General features: G+C 33.0%; 13 protein-coding genes and 2 pseudogenes. 11 read left to right on the top strand and 4 right to left on the bottom strand.

What is annotated here, in order from left to right:
* Positions 1-127: 127 nt before the first annotated feature.
* On the top strand, positions 128-874 hold the full coding sequence (locus P5P87_RS07995; protein ID WP_278022776.1) for a glycosyltransferase family 2 protein: 747 nt from the start codon (positions 128-130) through the stop codon (positions 872-874).
* A 67-nt stretch (positions 875-941) separates the two neighbouring features.
* Here P5P87_RS07995 and P5P87_RS07990 read toward each other — a convergent pair whose 3' ends face one another.
* Positions 942-1,757: a 2,3,4,5-tetrahydropyridine-2,6-dicarboxylate N-succinyltransferase gene (locus tag P5P87_RS07990; protein ID WP_278022180.1), complete on the bottom strand. Its 816-nt coding sequence runs from the start codon at positions 1,755-1,757 to the stop codon at positions 942-944.
* A 261-nt stretch (positions 1,758-2,018) separates the two neighbouring features.
* On the opposite strand from P5P87_RS07990, the gene P5P87_RS07985 reads away from it, so the two are divergent.
* Positions 2,019-2,651, top strand: coding sequence for a PAS domain-containing protein (locus P5P87_RS07985; RefSeq protein WP_198857137.1), 633 nt, complete (start codon positions 2,019-2,021; stop codon positions 2,649-2,651).
* Positions 2,652-2,741: 90 nt separating this feature from the next.
* Here the strand turns inward: P5P87_RS07985 and P5P87_RS07980 are convergent, their stop codons facing one another.
* Complete coding sequence (locus P5P87_RS07980; RefSeq protein ID WP_278022179.1) at positions 2,742-4,367, bottom strand: LTA synthase family protein; 1,626 nt, start codon at positions 4,365-4,367, stop codon at positions 2,742-2,744.
* A 417-nt stretch (positions 4,368-4,784) separates the two neighbouring features.
* Here P5P87_RS07980 and ruvX point away from each other — a divergent pair, with 417 nt between their 5' ends.
* Positions 4,785-5,198 (top strand): Holliday junction resolvase RuvX, encoded by a 414-nt coding sequence (ruvX, locus tag P5P87_RS07975; protein ID WP_198857139.1) that lies wholly within the window; start codon positions 4,785-4,787, stop codon positions 5,196-5,198.
* A gap of 126 nt (positions 5,199-5,324) precedes the next feature.
* A pseudogene (locus P5P87_RS07970) lies at positions 5,325-6,819 on the top strand (malate:quinone oxidoreductase).
* A gap of 41 nt (positions 6,820-6,860) precedes the next feature.
* On the opposite strand, the gene P5P87_RS07965 reads toward P5P87_RS07970, so the two are convergent.
* Positions 6,861-9,083, bottom strand: coding sequence for an FUSC family protein (locus tag P5P87_RS07965; protein ID WP_278022178.1), 2,223 nt, complete (start codon positions 9,081-9,083; stop codon positions 6,861-6,863).
* Between the two features lie 201 nt (positions 9,084-9,284).
* On the opposite strand from P5P87_RS07965, the gene def reads away from it, so the two are divergent.
* From def to mazG, 3 genes and pseudogenes are all read left to right on the top strand, one after another.
* A complete protein-coding gene (def, locus tag P5P87_RS07960) occupies positions 9,285-9,875 on the top strand; it encodes a peptide deformylase (protein WP_278022177.1) in 591 nt (196 codons plus the stop codon).
* Between the two features lie 61 nt (positions 9,876-9,936).
* Positions 9,937-10,423, top strand: a pseudogene (locus P5P87_RS07955) (DUF5606 family protein).
* Between the two features lie 100 nt (positions 10,424-10,523).
* Positions 10,524-11,294, top strand: a complete 771-nt coding sequence (gene mazG / locus P5P87_RS07950; RefSeq protein ID WP_278022176.1) for a nucleoside triphosphate pyrophosphohydrolase — start codon at positions 10,524-10,526, stop codon at positions 11,292-11,294.
* Here mazG and P5P87_RS07945 read toward each other — a convergent pair.
* Complete coding sequence (locus P5P87_RS07945; protein WP_198857143.1) at positions 11,291-11,974, bottom strand: Crp/Fnr family transcriptional regulator; 684 nt, start codon at positions 11,972-11,974, stop codon at positions 11,291-11,293. The genes mazG and P5P87_RS07945 overlap by 4 nt on opposite strands.
* Positions 11,975-12,176: 202 nt before the next feature.
* On the opposite strand from P5P87_RS07945, the gene P5P87_RS07940 reads away from it, so the two are divergent.
* The 4 genes from P5P87_RS07940 (at position 12,177) to P5P87_RS07925 (ending at position 17,259) form a co-directional block, all read left to right on the top strand.
* Entirely contained in the window at positions 12,177-14,564 is a 2,388-nt protein-coding gene (locus P5P87_RS07940; RefSeq protein WP_278022175.1) for a heavy metal translocating P-type ATPase, read from the top strand.
* Positions 14,565-14,679: 115 nt separating this feature from the next.
* A complete protein-coding gene (gene ccoS / locus P5P87_RS07935) occupies positions 14,680-14,871 on the top strand; it encodes a cbb3-type cytochrome oxidase assembly protein CcoS (protein ID WP_198857145.1) in 192 nt (63 codons plus the stop codon).
* A 2-nt stretch (positions 14,872-14,873) separates the two neighbouring features.
* Complete coding sequence (gene ccoN, locus P5P87_RS07930; protein ID WP_278022174.1) at positions 14,874-17,057, top strand: cytochrome-c oxidase, cbb3-type subunit I; 2,184 nt, start codon at positions 14,874-14,876, stop codon at positions 17,055-17,057.
* Positions 17,058-17,064: 7 nt separating this feature from the next.
* Positions 17,065-17,259, top strand: a complete 195-nt coding sequence (locus P5P87_RS07925) for a CcoQ/FixQ family Cbb3-type cytochrome c oxidase assembly chaperone (protein ID WP_111378528.1) — start codon at positions 17,065-17,067, stop codon at positions 17,257-17,259.

Raw genomic sequence — 17,259 nt, 5'->3', positions numbered from 1 at the left:
TTGGTTTTTATGTTCAATTTGAAAGCTAAAGTACAAACTATTTTGTGAAGTGAACAAGTGATGGCGGTAATAAGATTAAACTAAATTAAAAAGTCATATTTTTGTGCTCAACAAATTAAAATTGACAATGGGAATTAGCGGTTTGGTTATTACTTTCAATGAAGAGAAAAACATTGGAAAATGTATAGATGCCTTATTTAAAGTTTGTGATGAAGTTATTATTGTAGACTCTTTTAGTAAAGATCGTACAGTAGAAATAGCTAAAGAAAAAGGAGCACAGGTTATTCAGCAAGTATTTTTAGGAGATGGACCGCAGCGTACGCACGGATTGCCTTTTTGTAAAAATGACTGGATTTTAAATCTGGATGCAGACGAATTTTTAGATAAGGATGCAGAGGAATTTATTCTGGAGAAAAAATATCTAGAAGGAAACTATGATGCTTTAAGTTTTAGAGTAAAAAACTTTCTGGCAGATAAATTAATAGATTTTTCTGGATGGTATCCAGATCATAAAGTTCGTTTCTTTAATAAACAAACAGCTCATCCTTCAGATTCTAAAGTACATCAGAAAATTGTTGCTCAAAATGAGAAAAAGGTTGCAGTGCATATTTTACATTATGGATGGAATTCTTTTGATCAGATTATTGCAAAAAAGAACCAATATTCAGGATGGCATGCCCAACAATTATTTGATCAAGGAAAAAGAATAAATGCGTTTAAGCCTGTTTTGAACGGAACAGTAGCCTTTATCCGTTGCTATTTCTTTAAAAAAGGAATTTTTAACGGTCTTGATGGATTGACAATTGCAATGATTCAGGCCTTTTTTTCTTATATGAAATATGCTAAGCTTATAAAACTTCAAAAAAGGAAGTGACAAAAAAAAATCCAAATTCCAATAATAAAATGGAATTTGGATTTTTAATATTAAGATCTTTTAAAACCTATACCGCAACATCGTATTCGCGAAGTGCATTGTTTAAAGAAGTTTTTAAATCTGTAGATGGTTTACGAGTTCCGATAATTAAGGCACAAGGAACTTGAAATTCGCCAGCAACAAATTTCTTAGTGTAGCTTCCAGGAATAACCACAGAACGAGCTGGTACATAACCTTTCATTTCAACTGGCTCATCACCTGTAACATCGATAATTTTTGTAGATGCTGTTAAGCATACGTTAGCTCCAAGAACTGCTTCTTTTCCAACATGAACACCTTCAACAACGATACAACGAGAACCAATAAAAGCGCCATCTTCGATAATAACTGGAGCAGCTTGCAATGGCTCAAGAACACCACCAATACCAACACCACCACTTAAGTGTACGTTTTTACCAATTTGAGCACAGCTTCCTACAGTTGCCCAAGTATCAACCATTGTTCCTTCGTCTACATAAGCTCCAATGTTTACGTAACTTGGCATTAAGATTACACCGCTTGAAATGTAAGCACCGTAACGAGCTACAGCGTTTGGTACCACACGAATTCCTTTTTCAGCATAATTTCTCTTTAGCAACATTTTATCGTGGTATTCAAAAATACCAGATTCCCATGTTTCCATTTTTTGAATCGGGAAATACATTACAACTGCTTTTTTAACCCATTCGTTTACCTGCCATTTGTCACCAACTGGTTCAGCAACACGTAATTTTCCTGCGTCTACCAATTCGATTACTTCTCTAATGGCGTCAGTAGTTGTAGTTTCTTGCAATAAAGCTCTGTTTTCCCAAGCTTGTTCAATTATAGTCTGTAAAGAATTCATACGTTTAATTTTTTGGCAAAGATACAGTATTTGTAGAAATGCAAAAAAGCAAAACGGTTTGAAAATGTTACATATTTAACTTTTTGTTTCTTATTTGTAAAATCAGAAAGGCTGTATATGTTTTTAATTAATACCGTTACTGCTAAAAGTTTTTTTTATATCAAAATATGACAAAAGTCAGGATTTGTACTTTTTCTTCGCTTTAATTTCGCAGTGTTGATCAACATTCCATTCCATAAATAATCATATAAGCAGTAAAATATGAATCAAGAAAATCACCTTCAAAACAGAGTAATCATTGACAAAGAAGTAAGCTGGGATAAAACTCAGGTTATTATGAGTAAAACAAACGCATACGGAATTATAGAATACGCCAACGAAGTATTTGTAGACGTTTGTGGTTACGAAGATTATGAATTAATGGGCCAGCCTCATAATATCATACGCCACCCGGATATGCCAAAAGTTATTTTTAAAGTGCTTTGGGAGAATCTTAAAAACGGGAAAAACTTTCATGCTATTGTAAAAAACCTTGCAAAGTCTGGAAGATACTATTGGGTAATTACAGATTTTGAAATTGCCCGCGACGAAAACGATGTTATTGTAAATTATTTCGGAAGAAGACAGGCTGTACCGCAAGAAGTAATTGCGATGCATATTGAGCCTTTGTACAAAAAGTTGTTGCAGATTGAAGCAGCAAGTGGAGTAGAATTTAGCGAAAAGTACTTAATTGGTTTCTTAGAAGAGAAAAAGAGAACTTACGTTGAATATATTAAGGAGTTGATTTACGAACATGAAAAATCGCAATCTAAGTTTGCTAATTACTCAGAAGAAGAGGATGCAGGAGAAGAGGAAGAACACAGAGGTTTTTTCGGCCGATTGTTCGGAAGATAAATTGAGTTATTTTTTAGGTTTGAATATTTGGATAAAAATCCGTCTTGAAATATTTTCAAGGCGGATTTTTTATTTATCAATTATTAATTATTAATCAAAACTTAGTTGATTGTCTATTACTCGATTGTTGAAAGATTGAATGTAACCTTTTAAAAAACGTTCAAGCTCGTTTGCTTTTGGTTTATTCGTTTCAATTAAATTATGTTTCAATAAAGTATCTTTTTTCCAATTGTATAAACCGATAGTACGATTGTTTGCAAAAGCAAGATAATAGTCATCGACAATGCAGTGGTAAGTGTCTTGAAGGTAATAAACCGCAAAATTTTGTTGAGATTTGAAGCTTTTTCCAAAAGATATTATTTCTGCTTTTATATTTAAGTAATCAAGTATGCTAGGCATAATATCGATTTGTTGAAAGTTCTTCTCATCAGCAACATTGAAACTTGGATTTGAAGGATCAAAGAACAATATTGGAATTCTAAATTTACCAACATTTGTCTTATCTGCTTCTGAAGTTCCGCTAGAAGATGTATGATCGGCTGTTATTACAAAAAGAGTATTGTTGTACCATTTTTCTTTTTTAGCACTTTTGAAAAATTTTCGAAGCGCAAAATCTGTATAGGCAATACTTTCTTGGATTTCTGTATTTCCTTTTGGGAATTTACCTTTATACTTTTCAGGAATTATGTAAGGATTGTGTGATGAAATCGTGAATATAGAACTAAAGAAAGGCTGTTTGAAAGAAGTAAGTTTTGCGGCGAAAAATTGTAAAAACTCTTCATCAAAAATCCCCCATTTTCCATCAAATGCTGGACTTCCTACATATTGGTCTTTACCATAATATTCATCAAAACCTGCCACTTTACAATATTGATCAAAATTTTGACTTCCGTTAAAAGCGCCGTGAAAAAAAGAAGTATTATAACCTTCCTTTTTCAAGATTTGCGGAAGACTTTTTGTTTTGTTTAAAGCATAACCTGAGGTTATAAAAGAATTATTCATTAAACTAGGAATGCTTGATATAGTTGATGGAACCGCATCGATAGACACTTTTCCGTTAGCAAATCCGTTTTTAAAATAATGAGCTTTTGTAATTAACGAATCTAAAAAAGGAGTTTGACCACAATGAATGTTTTCGTTTCCAAAACTTTCTAGAATAATTACAACTACATTTTTTTTATCAGCAGGAAGTTTAGGGTTTATAGAAAGAACAGGATTATAGATTGATTTTAATTCAGAATCGCTATAATAATGAACTTTTTCAAGTTCTTTTTTCTTAAAAGCGGTTTTTAGAATAGTGAAAGGAGTATTTAAAACCAAAGCAGAGGTATTTAAATTTCCATATCGCATTCCGTCAACAATCTTAATAGGTTTTTTTTGTACACCTCCGCGTATCATTAATAGAACTACAAAAATTGAAATAACAGTATAAATGGCTTTTTGTACATAATCTCGTCTATTCAATTCTTTAGGCGTAATAGGGCTTTTTGCTTTAGGAAGTAGTTTCCATAAAACAAAACCTGTAATTATAAAGAGAATCGCGATATACCAAAACTCTTTTAAAAAAGAAGGAATTAATCGGATTACATCATGCTCCATTCCGTCTGCGGTAATCATTGCGTAGGTGCTTCTTCGGCCAGTAAAACGATAGTAAATAATATCAATAAAATTGGTTGCAATAAAAGCAAGATTAACTACGTAAAATGATACAAGCAAAATCTTTTGGTATTTCGGACTGTATTTAAAATTACCAGGAAAAAGATGTGCAATTAAAAAAGGTATGTTGATATAAGCAACCGCAGCTAGGTCAAAAAGTAAACCACCAGAAAAAACTCTTATGCTTAAGTTATTAAATAATTCGAGATTGACGCAGTAAAAAAGAATTCTGCAGATTTGATAAACCGCAACAATTAGGATAAATCTATTTATAAATAAAATTAAATTCGTTTTGTAATTACTCATTTGTACTGATAGAATAAAAGCCTTGTTTTTTTAGTAAATTTTTTTTTGCGCAAAAGTATTTTTTTAATGAAAATAAAAGTTTTTTTCTGACAAAAAAAAATATAAATTGCATTTTCTGGTTATTGTGGGAAAGGATAGGAAAAATATTTACTTTTGCTGAAAAAATAAAACATGCCAAGAATTCTTTCGATAGATTACGGACAAAAGCGTACAGGGATTGCTGTTACAGACGAAATGCAAATTATTGCTTCGGGTTTAACAACGATTCCAACACATACTTTGATCGACTTTCTGAAAGATTATTTTGCGAAAGAAAAAGTCGAAGCGGTTTTAATTGGCGAACCAAAACAAATGAATGGAATGCCTTCTGAGAGTGCTTCTGTGATTAATGGTTTTGCAACTCATTTTTCGAATATTTTTCCAGAGATGAAAGTGATTCGTGTCGATGAACGTTTTACTTCAAAAATGGCATTTCAAACCATGATCGACAGTGGTTTAAGTAAAAAACAACGTCAGAATAAAGGATTAATAGACGAAATTTCTGCTACAATTATGCTTCAAGATTATCTTTCCGCAAAAAAATAACGCTGTTCGTCGTATTTTTTATTTATAATTTAAAGGTTTTTAGAAAATCCTAACTTTTATCATCTAAAAATTAGTTTTTTTTTGCAATTAAAAAAGTACCTTTGCACTTTAAATAAAAATACTGTTATGCCTGACGAAACCATACGTTCAAATAGTGATGTAGTACTCATTGGCGCTGGAATAATGAGTGCCACTCTTGGGGTAATTTTGAAAGAATTACAACCAGATATAAAAATTGAAATTTACGAAAGATTAGATGTTGCTTCTTGCTGAAAGCTCTGATGCTTGGAATAATGCTGGAACAGGACACTCTGCTTTTTGTGAATTAAATTATACTCCAGAAAAGGCAGACGGAAGCATAGATCCTAAAAAAGCAATAAGCATTGCAGAATCGTTTGAGATTTCTCGCCAGTTTTGGTCTTACCTAGTGCAGCAAAATAAAGTGCCGTCTCCGGATAATTTTATTAAAAGCGTACCTCATATGAGTTTTGTGTGGGGAGATAAAAACGTAGATTATTTAAAAAAGAGATTCGAAGCGCTTCAAAGCAACCCAATCTTTGCCGATATGACTTTTAGCACCGATTTTGAACAACTTCAAAAATGGATGCCATTGGTAATGGAAGGCAGAAATGCTGATGAAAAATTGGCAGCAACACATATGGAAATTGGTACCGATGTTAACTTTGGTGCTTTAACAAGAAGTATGTTCAATTACTTAGAAAAATTAGACGGTGTTTCTTTGTATTTCAATCATGAAGTTAAAAAACTAAGACAGCGTGAAGATAAATCTTGGAGAATTAAAATTAAAGATTTGTCTACCGGAAACACTCGTAAAGCTTATACTAAATTTGTATTTATCGGTGCAGGAGGAGGTTCTCTTCCTTTATTAGAAAAAGCAAATGTGCCAGAAGGAAACGGATATGGGGGTTTTCCTGTAAGCGGACAATGGTTAAAATGTACAAATCCTGAGGTAATTGCTAAACATCAAGCAAAAGTTTATGGAAAAGCAAGTGTTGGAGCTCCTCCAATGTCTGTTCCTCATATCGATACTCGTGTAATTGACGGAGAGAAAGCACTTCTTTTTGGACCATTTGCAGGATTCTCGACTCGTTTCTTGAAAAATGGTTCTTATTTAGATTTGCCGTTATCTATTAAGTCTAACAATTTAATCCCGATGTTGGCCGCGGGATATCATAATATTCCATTAACGAAATATTTGATTGAGCAAGTTCGTCAGTCTCCAAAAGACAGAATGAAAGCTTTACGCGAATATCTGCCAACAGCACGTTCTAAAGATTGGAAATTGGAAAAAGCGGGACAACGTGTTCAGGTTATCAAAAAAGATGAAAAAGAAGGTGGGGTTTTAGAATTTGGTACTGAAGTAATTAATACGCACGACGGAAGTTTGGCAGTTTTATTAGGTGCTTCTCCAGGAGCTTCTACTGCCGTAGCAATTATGGTTGATTTGGTTAGCAGATGTTTTACGCATCAAATTAAAACACCAGAATGGCAAGCAAAATTAAAAACAATGATTCCTTCTTACGGTCAGACTTTAAATGATAAGCCAGAACTTTTAGAACAGCTTAGAAAACAAACTGCAGAAGTTTTAAAATTAAATTAAAGCTTCTCATTATTGAAATATAAAAAACAAATCCAGATGAATTAATCTGGATTTGTTGCTTTTAGGTCGGTTGTGTTTTTTAGAATTTTTTCTGCTAGATTGCTCATCCAAATCAGTTGCTCGATTACCATTTGGGCTTCTTGCATTTTTGCTTGACGCGTTTCTTTATCCAAATCATCATCTTCAGCTAAGCGTGTAAAATGTTTTCGTTTTAATTCCTCAAACTGTAATGTCACATCTTCTTTTTCAAAAAAAGTATCTTGTATTATAACTTCATTTCGTAAAATAGAAATCGAGTGATCTAAATTGGCTAGAATAGTCTTGATGATATAATTAAAAGAGTCAGAAGCAGAAGTCGTTTGATGCGATTGAATATAAGTTGACAATGACGCTAAAGCAGATAATAAAGAATGATTTAAAACCACTAATTTATTTACCAAAGGCATTGTTTTTTGTTTTGATTTAGGTTCCTGCATCATACGTTGAAAAGAAGTCATTAAATTTCCTATTTCAACAAAAGCATTTTTTCGTGCTAAACGATACGAAGTTGGAACTTCTCCTTTTTTATTATAAAAATCAGCAATTTCTTTTAGATAATTCCTATTCGCCCGAATTGTGTTTTCAATATGAATTGGCGTATTGATGAATTCCCAAGCTGGCCATAAAAACTGATTGGCAATGAAAGCTAAAATTGCTCCCGCAAGTGAATCTAATATTCTGTATTGAATTACTTCGTTAATGTCAGGTGTTAAAATTCCGTAGATGAAAACTACATACATTGTAACAAATGTTGCGCTTATTTTATAGTTGATTTGCGTAAATGAAATTCCGAGAAGCATACATACAATTGAAAAAATGCTCAGTGCAACGTGATTCTGAATAACAGATACAATTCCGAAAGCTAAAATTCCTCCTAAAACAGTTCCGAATATTCTGTTGTATGATCGTTCTTTTGTTAAACCATAGCCTGGGCGCATGATTACTACAATGGTCAGCAGAATCCAATAGACGTTTTGAAAAGGCAAAACTTGTCCGAGGAAAAAACCAATCAAAATAGTGATCGTTAATCTTATCGAATGCCTGAAAATCGAAGAAGAATAACTTAAATTCTCAATTAAAGTTCGTAACGGATAATATTGCGGAGTTAAGAATTTTTCTAGCTCTTTGTCTTGATCTTTCAGTTTATAAGATTGCATTGCCAAAGAAAGCGCACGCTGAATAGTTTTAATTTTTCCAACCTGATTTTTAGCATATTTCAGCATATTGGTCAGCATTAAAACACCTTCTGCGACTTCTTCTTTTCCTAATGTTTTTTCATAGTCAAAAATGGCAAATTCAAGTGCATCCAATTCATTTTTCAAATCATGCTTATCGACATAAACACTGATATGATTGACATTTTTGGAGAGTTTTTTGAGGGTTGAAGCCAGTTTATAAGCCACATTTTGATAGGTCCTTAAAACATCAGGATGTTTGGCAAATTTCTGATGAAGTTTACTATGGTCAAAAGAAGTGTAAAGCGCCAATTCTTGAATTTCGACTAAAGTGATAAAAACCAAAAGCATTTTTCGGTTCTGGCTCGTTATTCCAGATGCATTCTGGTTTCCGATTAGCATTTTTCTTAAATCTTCATGAATTAGATTTAGTTCTACTTGAACTGCCAACTGTTTTTCAATAATTGCTTGCCTGTTAGCTTCTGGGCTCCATAAATCACCTCTTAATTTTAGATATTTAGCAGTAAGTTTTATTCCTTCTGCAATTTGTAATTCGACATATTTATATGGCTGTACAAAATGAAAAACAAGAGAAACTATAAGGTATAAAATTCCTCCAATAAAAATAAAACCAGAATATTCAAAAGCAGCCCAACCTTCATGCAAATGCCCAAAAGAAAGAGAAATAGATAATAAGGCAGAGAAAGAAATTAACGTTGCTCGCTGTCCATAAACCGAAATCATAGAACATAAAAACAACAGGAAGCCTAAAAATATATAAAAAAGAAGCGGATACGGATAAACGAGATTTACCAGTAGATTAACGCCCGAAACAATAAAAGAAGCAAGAATTAACCCTTTTATTTTATGACCAAGTGAACTCGGAATATCGCTGGGATAAGTATAGAAAGCACCTAATGCAATCGTGAAACCAATTTCAAAATGACCTAGAAAATTTAAAACCAAAACAGGAACAACAGAAGCGATAGTTACTTTAGAGGCATTGAGAAAGGAAGTGCTGTTTGTAAATTTCGAAATCTTATCAATCATAAAGAGAGGTTTACTAGCAAAGGTAAGAATTGTAGTAGTGATTTTGGCATAATTATGGATGAGATTTTTAACAGCTTGTAAAAAATACGATATAATAGATTATTAGAATCATTCTTGACTATTTTTTACTATTTTTGCCAGCTGAAATATCAGAACTTTAATTCTGTTTTTGCAAAGACATAAAAACATAAATAAAAACAAATGATTTTACCAATTGTAGGATACGGTGATCCTGTTTTAAGAAAAGTAGGGCAGGATATTACATCAGAATATCCAAATCTAAAAGAAACGATCGCAAATATGTACGAGACCATGTACAATGCGTATGGGGTTGGACTTGCAGCACCGCAAGTTGGACTGCCAATTCGTTTGTTTGTCATTGACACAACGCCTTTTAGTGATGATGAGGATCTTCCTTCAGAGGAACAAAAAGATTTGAAAGGTTTTAAAAAGACTTTTATCAACGCTAAAATCGTTAAAGAAGAAGGAGAAGAGTGGGGATTTAATGAAGGTTGTTTGAGTATTCCTGATGTGCGTGAAGACGTTTACAGAAAACCAACTGTTACAATCGAATATTGTGAAGAAGATTTCGTTATGAAAACGGAAGTATTCGACGGATTAATCGCAAGAGTTATTCAACACGAATACGACCATATTGAAGGAATATTGTTTACAGATAAAATCTCATCTCTAAAGAAACGTTTAATCCAAAAGAAATTGAAAAATATTACTGAGGGAAAAACGTCTCAGGAATATAGAATGAAATTTTTTGCAGCTAAAAAAGCAAGATAAGTTTTCTAAATAATTGGAAACAAAAAAATAAATCAAATTCTTAATACTAATTTTAATAAAAATGAATTTAACGAAAATTTTAGCCATTTCAGGAAAACCAGGTTTATACGAATTAAAAGTACAAACTCGTACAGGTTTTGTGGCGGAATCATTAATTGATGGGAAGAAGATTACTGTAAATCTAAAAAGCAATGTAAGTTTATTGTCTGAAATTTCGATTTATACTTATGAAGGCGAAAAACCGTTAACTGAAGTAATGCAAGCAGATTGCCGTTAAAGAAAATAAAGGACAAGCGATTTCTCATAAAGAAGACAATGCTACTTTGTCTGCTTATTTCAAACAAATTCTTCCAGATTATGACGAAGAGAGAGTTTATCCATCAGATATCAAAAAAGTATTAAACTGGTACAACACGCTTCAAGCTAAAGGTTTGGTTACAGATTTGGCTCCTGCAGCTGAAGAACCAAAAGAAGAAGCTCCAGTTGCTGAAGAAAAACCAAAAAAAGCTCCAGCAGCAAAAAAAGCAAAAGCTAAAAAAGAAGAATAGTAGTTTTTCTTTAATCATAAAATAATCCTGTTAAGATGTTTTCTTGACAGGATTTTTTAATTTTACAGAAATCGAGTTTAAATCAATAGAAAACTTCAAAATGAGCAGAGAAAATCAGTTAAAAGCATTTGAAAGATTATTAAATATCATGGATGAACTTCGTGAACAATGTCCGTGGGATAAAAAACAAACCCTGCAAACATTAAGACATCTAACAATCGAAGAAACGTATGAGTTGGGAGATGCTATTTTGGACAACGATTTAAATGAAGTCAAAAAGGAATTGGGAGATTTGATGCTTCATATTGTTTTTTACGCTAAAATAGGTAGTGAAACCAATGATTTTGATATTGCTGATGTCTGTAATGAAATCTGCGAGAAACTAATTCATCGTCATCCGCATATTTATGGAGATGTGAAAGTAAAAAATGAAGAAGAAGTAAAACAGAATTGGGAAAAACTGAAACTGAAAGAAGGAAAAAAATCAGTTTTAGAGGGCGTGCCAAGAAGCCTTCCTGCACTGGTTAAAGCAAGTAGAATTCAAGATAAAGTAAAAGGTGTAGGTTTTGACTGGGAAGAGCCGCATCAAGTTTGGGATAAAGTGCAAGAGGAATTACAAGAATTACAAGACGAAGTAAAAACTGGAAATCAAGATAAAATTGAAGACGAGTTTGGCGACGTTTTGTTTTCTATGATTAATTATGCAAGATTCTTAAATGTAAATCCAGAAGATGCTTTAGAAAGAACCAATAAAAAGTTTATAAAGCGTTTTCAATACTTAGAAAGTAAAGCAAACGAATTAGGCAAACCATTAATGGATATGACGCTTACAGAAATGGATGTTTTCTGGAATGAAGCTAAAAAACTTTAGTTATCGGCTAATTTTTTTAAAGCACGAACATCTTTAAGCATAATTTTTTTGCCGACTAATTCTATTAATCCTAATTTATTAAAATCAGATAATAAACGAATGCAGCTTTCTGTTGCGGTACCAATGATGCCCGCAAGTTCTTCTCTTGTTAGTTGAACTTTAAGGGTTTTGTCGGTATCTTCTCCAAATTCATCATGCAGTTGCAATAAAGTTTCAGCAAGTCTCTGCTTAACTGTTTTTTGAACTAAGGCAATTTTTTCATTCTCAGATTCTTTCAAATCTTCACATACAGATTGCATCAGATTTAAAGAAAACTGATTGTTATTATTAAAAAAATTGATGATTTCGGTTTTAGGAATAAAACAAACTTCCATGTCGGCAATTGCTTTTGCAGTCAAGTTTGCCGGCTCATTACTAATCATAGAGCGTTGTCCAAGAAGTTCTCCAGATTTTACCAATTTTACAATTTGATCTTTTCCGTTTGCACTCAATTTTGAAAGTTTACCAACACCATCTTTTATACAAAAAACCCCATTGGTTACTTCGCCTTCTTCAAAAATGGCTTCACCTTTTTTAATCTTGTAAGAGGTTTTACTGCTGGCTAATTTTATAACTTCTTCTTTGTTAAGGGCTTTTAATGAGCTTAGCTGGCGTACAATGCATTGATCACATTTATTCATGACAATATTTGTTTGCAGCAAAAATAAGGATATTTAAGGGTATAATTGACTATTATATGGTAAAAATATAATAAATTACGGTAGAGCTTAATTTAGACTGTTTTATTTTATTAAATTAGAATTCAATTTCAAGATTACATGACAATTATCATCTTAATAATTGTGCTTTAATTGGAAATTTGTGGCATATAAAAACAAGTTTATGAGGGAGCAAAGTTGTTTTCATTGTGGTTTAACTATTGAACAAAATGAAGAAATTGATTTTGATGATAAGAAGTTTTGTTGCACAGGCTGTAAAACAGTTTACGAAATTTTCAGCATCAATGACCTAACATCTTATTATGATTTTGAAAAGTCTCCGGGAGCCACACCGCAAGACATCAAAGGAAAATATGATTTTTTAGAAAATGAAACCATACTCGCAAAGGTTTTAGAATTTCAGGAAGGGAACACGTCAATTGTTTCGCTGAATATTCCACATATTCACTGCAGTTCTTGTATCTGGATTCTAGAAAATCTAAATCGTCTTCAGCCTGGAATAAGTATATCTCAAGTTAATTTCCACGAAAAAAAGGTTAGAATTACCTTCAATTCTGATGTGGTTTCTTTAAAAGAAATTGCATATCTTTTAAACTCAATAGGTTATGAGCCTTATATTAGTTTAGAAAATTATGGAACAGCAGAAGTAAAAGTAGACCGAAGTTTAACCTATAAATTAGGCGTTGCATTCTTTTGTTTCGGAAATATTATGTTGCTTTCATTTCCAGAATATTTCGAAATGAAAGAATTCTGGTTGGATAGTTACAAACCGTTTTTCAGATTACTGATTTTTCTTTTAGCATTGCCAAGTTTCTTATATTCAGCAAGCGGATATTATATTTCTGCTCACCACAGTATTAGAACCAGAATGCTTAACATTGATATTCCGATTGCATTAGGTATTATCGTGATGTTTATTCGCAGTACTTATGATATGCTAATGGATCACGGTCCCGGTTTTTTTGACAGTTTAGCGAGTTTAGTATTTTTTATGCTTCTTGGTAAAATGTTTCAAACTAAAACCTATAGTTTCCTAAGCTTTGAAAGAGATTTTAAATCCTATTTCCCGATTGCTGTTACTAAAATTAATAAAGATGCATCTGAAGATAATGTTGCTATTTATGATGTTTTGAAAGGAGATCGATTGTTGATTAGAAATCAAGAACTTATTCCTGTAGATGGAATTTTAATTAGTGAAAGTGCAGAGATAGATTATAGTTTCGTTACAGGAGAAGCTGTTCCAATTACTAAAAAATCTGGTGATAAAGTATTTGCGGGAGGAAAACAGATTGGGAAAGTAATAGAAATGGAAGTATTGCATTCAGTTTCACAGAGTTATTTGACGCAGTTATGGAGTAACGAAATTTTTCAGAAAAAAGTAGATCAGAAACACAAAACCATAACAGATGCAATAAGCCGATATTTTACCCCCATATTATTGCTCATTGCATTTGCTGGTTTTGGTTATTGGATTTTTATAGATGCTAATACAGCTTTTAATGTTTTTACGGCGGTGCTAATCGTAGCTTGTCCTTGCGCGTTGGCGCTTACTGCTCCGTTTACTTTTGGAAACGTATTGCGAATTTTAGGTAAAAAGAAATTTTATTTAAAAAATGCCATTGTAATCGAGCAGCTCGCAAAAGTTGATACGATTGTTTTTGATAAAACAGGAACAATTACTACCAACAAAAAATCGAATATAGTATATGAAGGAAAACCTATTTTAGATTCAGATGTTGTATTGATTAAGAGCGTATTGCGTGGTTCAAACCACCCATTAAGCCGAATGCTTTACGATTTTCTGCCAGATGCCAAGCGTATTGCTATAGAAGAATTTCAGGAAATTACAGGTAAGGGGATTTTAGCAACTATTGAGGGAAAAGAAATTAAAATTGGTTCTGGACAATTTGTAAATGATATAGTTGCAGATGGTTCAGAAATTGAAAAAACGGCATTACATATTAAAATAGGAGAGATCTATTTTGGAAAATATACTTTCCAGAATCAATATCGCGAAGGCCTAGAAAAACTTTTTGCAAACTTGAGTAAAGAGTATCAAATTAAAGTACTTTCTGGTGACAATGATGGCGAAAGGGCAAACTTAGAAGCCATTCTGCCAAAAGGTACTGAGTTGATATTCAATCAAAAACCAGAGCAAAAACTTGAATACATAAAGAAACTTCAAGAAAAAGGACAAAATGTAATGATGGTTGGTGATGGGTTAAATGATGCGGGAGCATTGGCACAAAGTAATGTCGGGATTTCTATTTCTGAAAATGTGAACGTTTTTTCTCCTGCATGTGATGCAATTCTTGATGCATCGGAGTTTTCACGTCTCAATTACTTTTTGAAGCTTTCACATAAAGCAATTTCGATTATAAAAATGAGTTTTGGCTTGTCATTGCTGTACAACGTTATTGGACTTGCATTTGCGGTCACAGGAAACCTGCTTCCGTTAGTTGTCGCTATCATCATGCCATTGAGCACGATTACGATTGTAAGTTTTGTTACTTTTATGTCTAACTATTTCAGTAACAGAAATTTAGAATGATTATAAATTATTAAAGAATATATTTTATTAAATTTAACATATTCTTTTTCTCTATGATAATTATCATATTTTATGCGCCCTTAACGAAGTAATTTTGTTAATATAAATCTAAGGTATGAGTGTTATTTATCTATTAATTTCAGTAAGTATTTTTGTGGCAATCTGTTTCTTTATTGCCTTTATCGTGGCTGTCAAAACTGGGCAATACGATGATGATTATACCCCCTCAGTCAGAATTCTTTTTGATGACGAAACCAAAATTAATTCCCAAAATAATAATTCACCAATCGAAGAAAAACAAGTATAATTATGGAAATGGAACAGTTTTATTACGACAACAAAATTGTAAAAAAATTCATTTACGCCACAATACTTTTTGGAGTTGTGGGTATGTTAGTGGGACTTACCTTAGCGGTAATGTACCTTTTTCCCAACATGACAGATGGGATTTCGTGGCTGAGTTACGGCCGATTAAGACCATTGCACACTAATGCAGTTATTTTTGCCTTTGTGGGTAATGCATTTTTCGCCGGTATGTACTACTCGCTGCAAAGATTGCTAAAAGCCAGAATGTTTAGTGATTTTTTAAGTAACCTTCATTTCTGGGGATGGCAGTTAATTATTGTAGCCGCAGCAATTACACTTCCGTTAGGTTATACTTCTTCTAAAGAATATGCAGAGCTAGAGTGGCCAATTGACATTGCAATTGCTTTAATTTGGGTTGTTATGGGTATCAATATGATTGGTACAATGCTCCGTCGTAGAGAGCGTCACTTATATGTTGCAATCTGGTTTTACTTAGCAACATTTGTAACGGTAGCCGTACTGCATATCTTTAACAACATCGAAATTCCGGTTTCTGCTTTAAAAAGCTACTCTGTGTATGCAGGTGTTCAGGATGCCCTAGTGCAATGGTGGTATGGACACAATGCGGTGGCATTCTTCCTTACAACTCCATTCTTGGGATTAATGTATTATTTCGTTCCAAAAATTGCAAACAGACCTGTTTACTCATATAGATTATCTATTATTCACTTTTGGTCTTTAATCTTTATCTATATCTGGGCAGGACCACACCACTTATTATATTCTGCATTGCCAAACTGGGCTCAGAATCTTGGGGTTGCATTCTCAGTAATGTTAATTGCGCCATCTTGGGGAGGTATGATCAATGGTCTTTTAACATTAAGAGGAGCTTGGGATAAAGTTCGTGAAGAACCAGTTTTAAAATTCTTCGTTGTAGCGATTACTGGTTACGGTATGGCGACTTTTGAAGGTCCGATGTTATCTTTAAAAAATGTAAATGCTATTGCGCACTACACAGACTGGATCGTAGCACACGTACACGTAGGAGCTTTAGCTTGGAATGGTTTCATGTCATTTGGTATTATTTATTGGTTAATTCCAAGAATGACAAAATCAGAATTATTCTCTAAGAAATTGGCAAATTTCCATTTCTGGATTGGAACTTTAGGTATTATCGTTTATACAATTCCATTATATGTGGCTGGTTTCCAACAAGCGTCTATGTGGAAACAATTTAACCCAGACGGAACTTTAACTTATGGTAACTTCCTAGAAACAGTTACAGCGATTATGCCAATGTATTGGATGAGAGCTATCGGAGGGTCTCTTTACTTAATAGGTATGTTGACATTAGTTTACAACATTATCATGACAGTAAAAGCGGGTAATGCAATTGAAGATGAATTGGCTCAGGCTCCAGCTTTACAAACAATAAAAAGCAGTAGATTAAGTGGAGAGAAATTCCACTCATGGTTAGAAAGAAAACCAATTCAGTTAACCATTTTAGCAACTATTGCAATTTTAATTGGAGGTATTATTCAGATTGTGCCAACAATAATGGTAAAATCAAATATACCAACTATTTCAAGTGTAAAACCATACACACCTTTAGAGCTTGAAGGACGTGATTTATATATCAGAGAAGGTTGTGTTGGATGTCATTCACAGTCAGTTCGTCCATTTAGAAGTGAGGTTGAACGTTACGGAGTTCAATCAAAAGCAGGAGAGTTTGTTTACGACCATCCATTCTTATGGGGATCAAAACGTACAGGTCCAGATTTATTAAGAGTAGGTGGTAAGTATAATGACAATTGGCACTTTAACCACATGTGGAACCCGCAAAGTACATCTGCAGGATCAATTATGCCAGGATATAAGTGGTTATTTGATAATAAACCAATGGACATTTCATTGACGCAAAAGAAAATGCAGGCAATGATTTCATTAGGTGTGCCATATTCTCCAGAAGAAGTTGCTAATGCACAAAAAACTTTAAGAGAGCAGGCAGTTAAGATAGAAAAAAGCTTAGAAAGCGATCCTGATTTTGTTAAGAGTTATGAAGACAGCCGCAAAAAAGCTGTCGCAAAAGGTGAGAAATTCATTCCGATGGATGAAAGAGAAATCGTTGCTTTGATTGCTTATATTCAAAGACTTGGTACTGATATTAAAGTAAAAGAAACTAAATAACAGCATTATGTTTGAACAAATAAAACACAATATGGAAACAATATCGGGTGTAGAATTATACCCGATTATTTCCCTCTTGATTTTCTTCTTCTTTTTTGTAGGATTAGGTATTTGGGTATTCTCTTATAGAAAAGAAAAAATTCAAGAAATGAGTAATATACCTTTAGATGAAGGACTTAGTGTAATCACAAAAGATAGATAA

It is taken from the genome of Flavobacterium ginsengisoli, assembly GCF_029625315.1.
In the GTDB taxonomy this organism is placed as follows: Bacteria; Bacteroidota; Bacteroidia; order Flavobacteriales; family Flavobacteriaceae; genus Flavobacterium; species Flavobacterium ginsengisoli.
Note: the sequence above shows the minus strand (reverse complement) of the source record. Positions and strands in the feature narration are given on the sequence as shown.